Source organism: Halomonas sp. (genome assembly GCF_014859505.1).
GTDB lineage: Bacteria > Pseudomonadota > Gammaproteobacteria > Pseudomonadales > Halomonadaceae > Halomonas.
In genome coordinates, this window is the sequence record NZ_JACUUD010000120.1 from 1 (window position 1) to 7,723 (window position 7,723).

The window sequence follows — 7,723 nt, forward strand, 5'->3', positions numbered from 1 at the left end:
GCCGGTCTCGGCGACCCGGACGAACAGCCTGAGCGAGGTGGGGTCGAGTCTCATGCGGCGCTCCCGGGTCAGGGGTCGAGCAGCTGGTCGGCCAGGTCGTGGAAGTCATCGGCTACCAGGTCGAAGACCAGATCCACCGAGAGGTCGGGGGTGGCATCCGGCCCATGCTCCAGTGGCCGCTTGACGAAGGCGGTACGCAGCCCCTCGCGATGGGCCGCCTGAAGGTCGTCCTGGTGGGCCGCCACCATCATCACCTGGTGTGGCGCGAGGTCGAGCAGCTCGCAGGCCTTGTGGTAGACCTCCGGGTCGCGCTTGTAGTGCCCGGCCAACTCCGCCGAGATCACGCAGTCCCAGGGCAGTCCCGCATGCCTGGCCATGTTGACCAGCAGCGAAACGTTGCCGTTGGAGAGGGTGGCGAGGATGAAGCGGGACTTGAGGCGCCGGAGCCCCGACACGCTGTCCGGCCAGGCGTCGAGGCGGTGCCAGGCACGGTTGAGGTGCTGGCGGTCCTGCTCGGTGAGAGCCTCGCCGATGCCGAACTCGCCGATCAGGCGGTCCAGGGTCATGCGGTGGAGGTCGTCGAGCCGCGTCCAGGGCAGCTCGCCCTGGCGCACCCGGTTCATGGCCGGCGCATAGCCGCCGCGCCAGGCGTCGGCGAAGGCAGCCCAGTCGACGCTGATGCCGCGGGCCTGACCCAGGGCCTCGCCCTCGCGTATCACGCTGCTGCGCCAGTTCACCACGGTGCCGAAGACGTCGAAGGTCAGGGCCTTCACCTCGGCCAGGTCGGCAGCAATGAGGCTCATGCCCACTCCCCAGAGAGCAGTCGGCCGGCGTTCGGCACGATGGGCGTGAGGCCAAGCTCCATGAGCATGCGGTAGGTGGTGCAGGTGGCCGCGGAGACCACCGGTAGGCCGATGGCATCCTCCACCGCCTGGATAGCGGCCAGCGATGGCATCTGTACGCAGGCGGAGAGCACCACGGCGTCCACCCCCTGGATGTCGAGGTCCTTGACGATTTCGATCAGGGCCAGGGGGTCGCGGGCGCCAACCTCCAGGTTGTCGGGGATCTCCAGTGCGATGCTGTGCTTCACGGCGATGCCCTCGGACTCGATGTAGTCCACCACCATGTCGGTGAGGGGACGCATGTAGGGGGTGATGATCGAGACCCGTTTGGCGCCCAGCACCTGAAGCCCCTCGGCCAGGGCGCCAGCGCTGGAGACCACCGGAGTGGGGTGGCCATTGTCGACGCTGACCTGGTGCAGACGCCGCTGGGACTCTCGGTGGTAGCCGTGCCCCTGGCTCATGATCGCCACCAGGCAGGCGTAGCCCATCACGTCGACATGGGCATCGGAGAGCTCAAGTGCGCAGCGGTCGGACTCCACATCCATGGCGGCGAGTTCTTCCCTGGTGACCTTCTTCATGCGCATGCGGCTGGAGTGGAAGGTGAAGCGCTCCGGCGCGATGGCTTCTCGGGCACGCAGCATGGCGGGGATCTCGGTTTCCATGGTGGTGTTGGAGCTGGGTACGATCTGGCCGATGCGGTAGGCGCGCTGGCTCATCGAGGCTTCCTCTGTTGTTAGGTATTGTCAGGCGCTGCCGTGACGGCGGAGCGACGCAGAGCGAAAAGTTGTATGCAATGTGGGTCGAATGGGGCCAAATGTAGGCCTGTAGTGGCTCGATATGCAAACAATCGTACACAACTACGGATTCGACTTTGGTCGAGAGGGGCTGGTCACATGGAGAATGCCACGACTGCCGCGGACCGCGTCTACGGGGTTATCAAGCACCGCATCCTCGATGGGCACTACCCGGCCGGCAGCTACGTGCGGGAGGCAATCATCGGCCAGGAGATGGCCCTGAGCCGCACGCCGATCCGTGAGGCATTGCGTCGCCTGGTCTCGGACGGCTGGGTGGAAGCGATTCCCCATCATGGAGCCCGGGTCGTGGCCTGGACCTCGCGAGACGTGGAGGAGGTGTTCGAGCTGCGGGTGCTCTTGGAGCCTCAGGTCGTGCGCCGGGCTGCTTCGCGGATCGCCCCTGAACGCCTGGCGGCCCTGGAGGCCCTGGCGGAACAGATGGAGTCCCTCTGCGCCCATGACGACGAGGAGGCGGTGGATGAGATCGCGATGCTCAACAACCGTTTTCACGCCGAGCTGGTGGCCGCATCCGACAGTCCGAGGCTGCAGCGACTGCTGGAGACCATCGTGCAGGTGCCGGTATCGCGGCGCAGCTTTCACCACTACACCGCCGAGGAGCTCGAGGGCAGCATGCTCCACCATCGCGAGCTGATCCGTGCCCTGACGGCCGGTGACGGCGAGTGGGCGGCCTCGGTGATGCGCGCCCATATCCTGGCGGCCCGAGCGGCACAGATCCGCCCGGTGCGCGAGCAGAGCCGCGCCTGAGGATCAGGCAGGGTCGTCGCGCGTGTTGAGCAGGTGATCGACCAGGTGGCGGGCCACCACCGGCAGGGTCTCGTAGTGACGCATGCCGATGACGATCTCCCGACGTGCCCAGTCGTCGGCCAGCGGTATCAGCCTCAGGCGCAGGTCACGCAGGTCGTGGTAGAGGGTTCGCTCGGGAAGCACGCCGATCCCCATGCCGTGGTGGATCATGCGGCAGATGGCGTCGAAGCTGCGCACCTGGATGCGCATGCGCAGGCTGCGCCCCGCCTGATTGGCCTGGTCGTGGAGCAGCGACTGCAGGGACGCGTCCTGCTGCAGGCCGACGAAATCATGCTCGGTGGCCTCGTGGAGGAACAGGCGATCGCGATCGGCGAGCGGATGATCCTCCGGGGTCACCAGCACCAGCTGGTCGCTGCGGTAGGGCAGCACTTCGAGGCCGTCGGCGGCCACATGGCCGGCGAAGATGCCGACATCGGCCACGCCGTCGCGCACGGCGGCGATGGCCTCGGCGCTGGTGCGCTCCTGTAGGTCGAGCTTGATCTGCGGGTATTCCCGGGAGAAGACGCTCAGGTCCTGTGGCAGGAAGGCAATGATCGCCGAGGTGTTGGAGTGGATGCGCACATGGCCGCGCACGCCCTCGCCGTACTCGCTGAGCTCCGCCTCGAGGCGGGCGACATCCTCGAGGATGCGCCGGGCATGGTGCAGGAAGGCCTGCCCGGCCGGGGTGAGCTCGACGCCGCGGGAGCGCCGGTAGAGCAGTTCGGTGCCGATCATGGATTCCAGGTCGCTGACCCGTTTGCTGACGGCGGCCAGTGCCAGGTGTTCGCGCTCCGCGGCGGCGGTCAGCCGCCCCTCCTCGGCGATGGCAACGAACAGCTTGAGGGTCACGAAATCGAAGCGGCGCATGGCCTCTGGACTCCAGGGAAGGGACGATTCCGTCCCATGGTAGCCCATGGCTTCGTGTACAGCGAAACCTCGGTTCCCGATTGCCGAATTGCTAGGGGAGCCTGAGGTGGCCCACTCTCGGTGACTACAAACCGCGTTATTCAGGAGTTCCTCCATGACCTCCCCGACCTCACGCCAGCTGCCGCTGGCCGGGCTCAAGGTGATCGAGCTGGGCCAGTTGATCGCCGGTCCCTTCGCCACCAAGCTGCTGGGCGAGTTCGGCGCCGACGTGATCAAGGTCGAGCCGCCGGGCACCGGCGACCCCCTTCGCAAATGGAGAATGATCGAGGACGGCACCTCGCTGTGGTGGCACGTGCAGACCCGCAACAAGCGCTCGGTCTCCCTGGACCTGCGCAGGGCCGAAGGCCAGGCGCTGGTCCGGCGGCTGGCCGCCGAAGCGGACGTGCTGATCGAGAACTTCCGCCCTGGCACCCTGGAGGGCTGGGGGCTGGGCTATGAGGCGCTGGCGTCCGCCAATCCAAGGCTGATCATGGTGCGTGTCTCCGGCTACGGCCAGACCGGCCCCTACCGCGACAAGCCGGGCTTCGGGGTGATCGGCGAGGCCATGGGCGGCCTGCGCTACCTGACCGGCCAGCCCGGCGAGCCCTCGGTGCGGGTCGGGGTCAGCATCGGCGACTCCCTCTCCGCCCTCTATGCGGTGATCGGCACCCTGCTGGCGCTCCAGGAGCGACATCGCAGCGGGCTTGGCCAGGAGATCGATGTGGCCCTCTACGAGTCGGTCTTCGCCATGATGGAGAGCCTGCTGCCCGAATACGACGCCAGCGGCCAGGTCCGCGAACCCAGCGGCAGCGCCCTGCCGGGCATCACGCCATCCAATGCCTATCGCACCCGAGACGGCGACTACGTGCTGATCGCCGGCAATGGCGACAGCATCTTCAAGCGTCTGATGGCGGTGATCGGCCGCCCCGAGCTGGCCGAGGACCCGGCGCTGGCTCACAACGATGGCAGGACCCGTCGCGCCGGGGAGATCGACGCCGCCGTCGAGGCCTGGACGCGGACCCTGGGGCGTGACGAGATCCTCGCCGCCCTGGACGAGGCCCGAGTGCCGGCCGGCTACCCCTATACCGCCGCCGACATCGCCAGTGACCCCCACTACCTGGCGCGGGAGATGATCCAGTCGTTCACCCGGCCGGATGGCCGGCCGCTGAAGGTCCCGGGGGTGCTGCCCAAGCTCAGCGCTACGCCGGGCCGCCTGGGCCAAGGCGGCCCGGCGCTCGGCGCCCACACCGAGGAGGTGCTCGACGAGCTGGGCATCGACGCAGATACCCGCGCCAAGTTGCGCGACGCCGGCATCATCTGATCCCTGGCCGACCGAGGACACCCATCATGACCCAACTGCAGATCAACGAGGTGGCGACCCGCGATGGCTTCCAGATCGAGGCGACCTTCGTGCCCACCGCGGACAAGATCCGCCTGATCGACGCGCTCTCCGCCACCGGCCTGGCCCGTATCGAGGCCACCTCCTTTGTCTCGCCGAAGGCGATCCCCAATCTGCGCGACGCCGCCGAGGTGGTCGCCGGCATCCAGCGCCGTCCGGGGGTGGGGATCACCGTGCTGGTGCCCAATCTCAAGGGCGCCGAGCGGGCCCTGGCCTGCGGCGTCGACGAGATCAACCTGGTGATGTCGGCAAGCGACTCCCACGGCCTGGCAAACCTGCGCATGACGCCGGAACAGTCACTGGCGCAGTTCACCGAGCTCCTCGCGGCGGTCCGCGCCCACCCGCAGGGCGCGGAGGTGTTCGTCAACGCCTCGCTCTCTACCAGCTTCGGCTGCCCCTTCGAGGGCGAGGTCCCCCAGGCGCGGGTCCTCGACCTGGTGGGCAGGCTGCTCCAGCTCGGCGTCGAGGGAGTGACCCTCTGCGACACCACCGGCATGGCCAACCCCGCCCAGGTGACACGCCTCTGCGAGGCGGCGCAGGCGCGCTTCCCCGGCACCCCCTTCACGCTGCACTTCCACAACACCCGCGGCATGGGGCTGGCCAATGCCCTGGCCGCCTGGCAGGCGGGCATCACTCGCTTCGATGCCTCCCTGGGCGGCCTCGGCGGCTGCCCCTACGCCCCTGGCGCCACCGGTAACGTCTGCACCGAGGACCTGGTGCACATGTTCGAGCAGATGGGCGTGCCCACCGGCGTCGACCTCGACGCCCTGCTGGCCGCCTCGGCCATGCTGCCGGAGATGGTAGGCCACGACACCCCGGGCCAGGTGGTGAAGGCCGGCAAGGCGGATAGGCGCTATCCCATGCCGGCCCAATGACGCCGACGCCCCATCAACGATCGTGATCCTGAGACCAACAACAATGACTTCCTCATCCACGCCCCAGAACCTCGCCCGGCAGCTGATCCGCGATCATCTGGTCGAGGGCAAGATGACGCCGGGCAGCGAGATCGCCCTGCGCATCGACCAGGCCCTGCTTCAGGATGTCCTGGGCACCCTGGTGATGCTCGAGCTCGAGGCCATGGGCCTCGACCGGGTGCACACCGCGCCCAGCGTGCAGTACATCGACCACGGACTGGTGCAGGCCGACCACCTCAACGCCGAGACCTACCTGTTCCTCAAGAGCGCCTGTGAACGTTTCGGGGTCTGGTACTCCGGCCCTGGCAACGGCATCAGCCACCCGGTGCACATGGAGCACTTCGGCGTGCCGGGCCAGTCCATCGTCGGCTGCGACAGTCACACTACCTCCGCCGGCTCGCTGGGCATGCTGGCGATCGGCGCCGGGGGCATCGAGGTGGCCATGGCCATGGCCGGCGAGCCGCTCTACCTGACCATGCCCGAGATCTGGGGCATCCGCCTGGAGGGCCGCCTGCCGGACTGGGTCTCGGCCAAGGACGCGGTGCTCGAGCTGCTGCGCCGCCACGGCGTGGCCGGCGGCAAGGACACCATCATCGAGTACCACGGCCCGGGCCTCGAGCACCTCTCCGCCATGGACCGCCACGTGCTGGCCAACATGGGTACCGAGATGGGCGCCACCGCCACGGTCTTCCCCAGCGACGAGGAAACCCGCCGCTTCCTGGCCGCCCGCGGCCGCGAGTCGGACTGGAAGCCGCTGGCCGCCGAGCCGGGCTGTCGCTACGACCGGGAGGAGACCCTTGACCTCTCGGGGCTCGTGCCGCTGATCGCGCTGCCCTCCAGCCCCGACAGGGTGGTGCCGGTTCGCGAGGTGGCCGGCGAGCCGCTGCACCAGGCCTATGTGGGCTCCTCGGGGAATCCGGGCTACCGGGACTTCGCGGTGGTGGCGGAGATGGTGCGCGGGCGCACCGTGGCCGAGGGCGTCTCGCTGGACATCAACCCCTCGTCCCGCCAGGTGCTGGCCACCCTGATCCGCGAGGGATATCTGGGGGATCTCGTGGCCAGCGGAGCGCGGCTTCACCAGACCGGCTGCAACGGCTGCATCGGCATGGGCCAGGCGCCCGCGGCGGGCCTCAACAGCCTGCGCACCGTGCCGCGCAACTTCCCCGGCCGCTCCGGCACGCGGGAGGACAGCGTCTTCCTGTGCAGCCCGGAGACCGCCGCCGCCTCGGCGCTGGCGGGGGTGATCACCGACCCGCGGACCCTCGACATGGCCTATCCGCGCATTCAGGAACCCGAGCGGATGGTGGTCAACCGTGATGTGTTCACGCCGCCGCTGCCGCTGGCCGAGGCGCGCCTCAAGCCGCTGCAGAAGACCGACAACACCCCGGCGCTGCCGGAGCTCGCTCCGCTGCCCGACCTCATCGAGGTGCCGGTGCTGCTGGTCACCGGCGACAACATCTCCACCGACGACATCATGCCGGCGGGTCAGCGGGTGATGCCCTACTGGAGCAGCGTCTACGCCTCGGCGCCCTTCACCTTCGAGGCGGTGGACCCCGACTATGCCCGGCGCGCCGAGGCGACCCGCGAACTGGGCGGCCACGCCATCGTCGGCGGCCACAACTACGGCCAGGGCTCCAGCCGCGAGAACGCCGCCCTGGTGCCGCGCTACCTGGGGCTGCAGGTAGTGGTGGCCAGAAGCTTCGCGCGCATCCACTGGCAGAACCTGATCTGCTTCGGCGCGCTGCCGCTCACTTTCGTGTCACCGCGGGATGCCAAGCGGCTGGAGCGTGGCGACAGCCTGGTGATCCGTGACCTGCACGCCCAATTGGCCGCCGGGCCCACGCTTGCCGCCGAGGTGGTGGGCAAGGGCCACTTCCGCCTGCACCACGGCCTGACCCGGCGGCAGCGGGAGCTGATCGCCCTGGGCGGGGTGATCAACCAGCTGCGGGCTCGCCAGGGCGAGCTGACGGCGGCCCGCTGAGCCCAGGGATCAGCGGGTCAGGGCCTCCTCGACCAGTTCGAGGCGGTCCTGACCCCAGAAGGGTTCACCGTCGACGCTGTACC

General features: G+C 68.8%; 7 protein-coding genes. 4 read left to right on the plus strand and 3 right to left on the minus strand.

Annotated elements, in window-relative coordinates:
- Positions 1 to 68: 68 nt before the first annotated feature.
- Together IBX53_RS13095 and IBX53_RS13100 are read right to left on the minus strand one after the other, a co-directional pair.
- A complete protein-coding gene (locus IBX53_RS13095) occupies positions 69 to 803 on the minus strand; it encodes a haloacid dehalogenase type II (protein ID WP_290909947.1) in 735 nt (244 codons plus the stop codon).
- Complete coding sequence (locus tag IBX53_RS13100) at positions 800 to 1,558, minus strand: Asp/Glu racemase (protein WP_290909949.1); 759 nt, start codon at positions 1,556 to 1,558, stop codon at positions 800 to 802. The genes IBX53_RS13095 and IBX53_RS13100 overlap by 4 nt, the downstream gene beginning before the upstream one ends.
- 177 nt (positions 1,559 to 1,735) lie before the next feature.
- On the opposite strand from IBX53_RS13100, the gene IBX53_RS13105 reads away from it, so the two are divergent.
- Complete coding sequence (locus IBX53_RS13105; protein WP_290909950.1) at positions 1,736 to 2,401, plus strand: GntR family transcriptional regulator; 666 nt, start codon at positions 1,736 to 1,738, stop codon at positions 2,399 to 2,401.
- 3 nt (positions 2,402 to 2,404) lie between these two features.
- On the opposite strand, the gene IBX53_RS13110 is transcribed toward IBX53_RS13105, so the two are convergent.
- On the minus strand, positions 2,405 to 3,307 hold the full coding sequence (locus tag IBX53_RS13110; protein WP_290909952.1) for a LysR substrate-binding domain-containing protein: 903 nt from the start codon (positions 3,305 to 3,307) through the stop codon (positions 2,405 to 2,407).
- Between the two features lie 154 nt (positions 3,308 to 3,461).
- Between IBX53_RS13110 and IBX53_RS13115 the strand changes: the two genes are divergently transcribed.
- The 3 genes from IBX53_RS13115 to IBX53_RS13125 are packed head-to-tail and all read left to right on the plus strand — an operon-like array spanning position 3,462 to position 7,640.
- Positions 3,462 to 4,667, plus strand: a complete 1,206-nt coding sequence (locus IBX53_RS13115; protein WP_290909954.1) for a CoA transferase — start codon at positions 3,462 to 3,464, stop codon at positions 4,665 to 4,667.
- A 26-nt stretch (positions 4,668 to 4,693) separates the two neighbouring features.
- Entirely contained in the window at positions 4,694 to 5,620 is a 927-nt protein-coding gene (locus IBX53_RS13120; RefSeq protein WP_290909956.1) for a hydroxymethylglutaryl-CoA lyase, read from the plus strand.
- 43 nt (positions 5,621 to 5,663) lie between these two features.
- Complete coding sequence (locus IBX53_RS13125) at positions 5,664 to 7,640, plus strand: aconitate hydratase (protein WP_290909958.1); 1,977 nt, start codon at positions 5,664 to 5,666, stop codon at positions 7,638 to 7,640.
- The last annotated feature ends 83 nt before the right edge of the window (positions 7,641 to 7,723 follow it).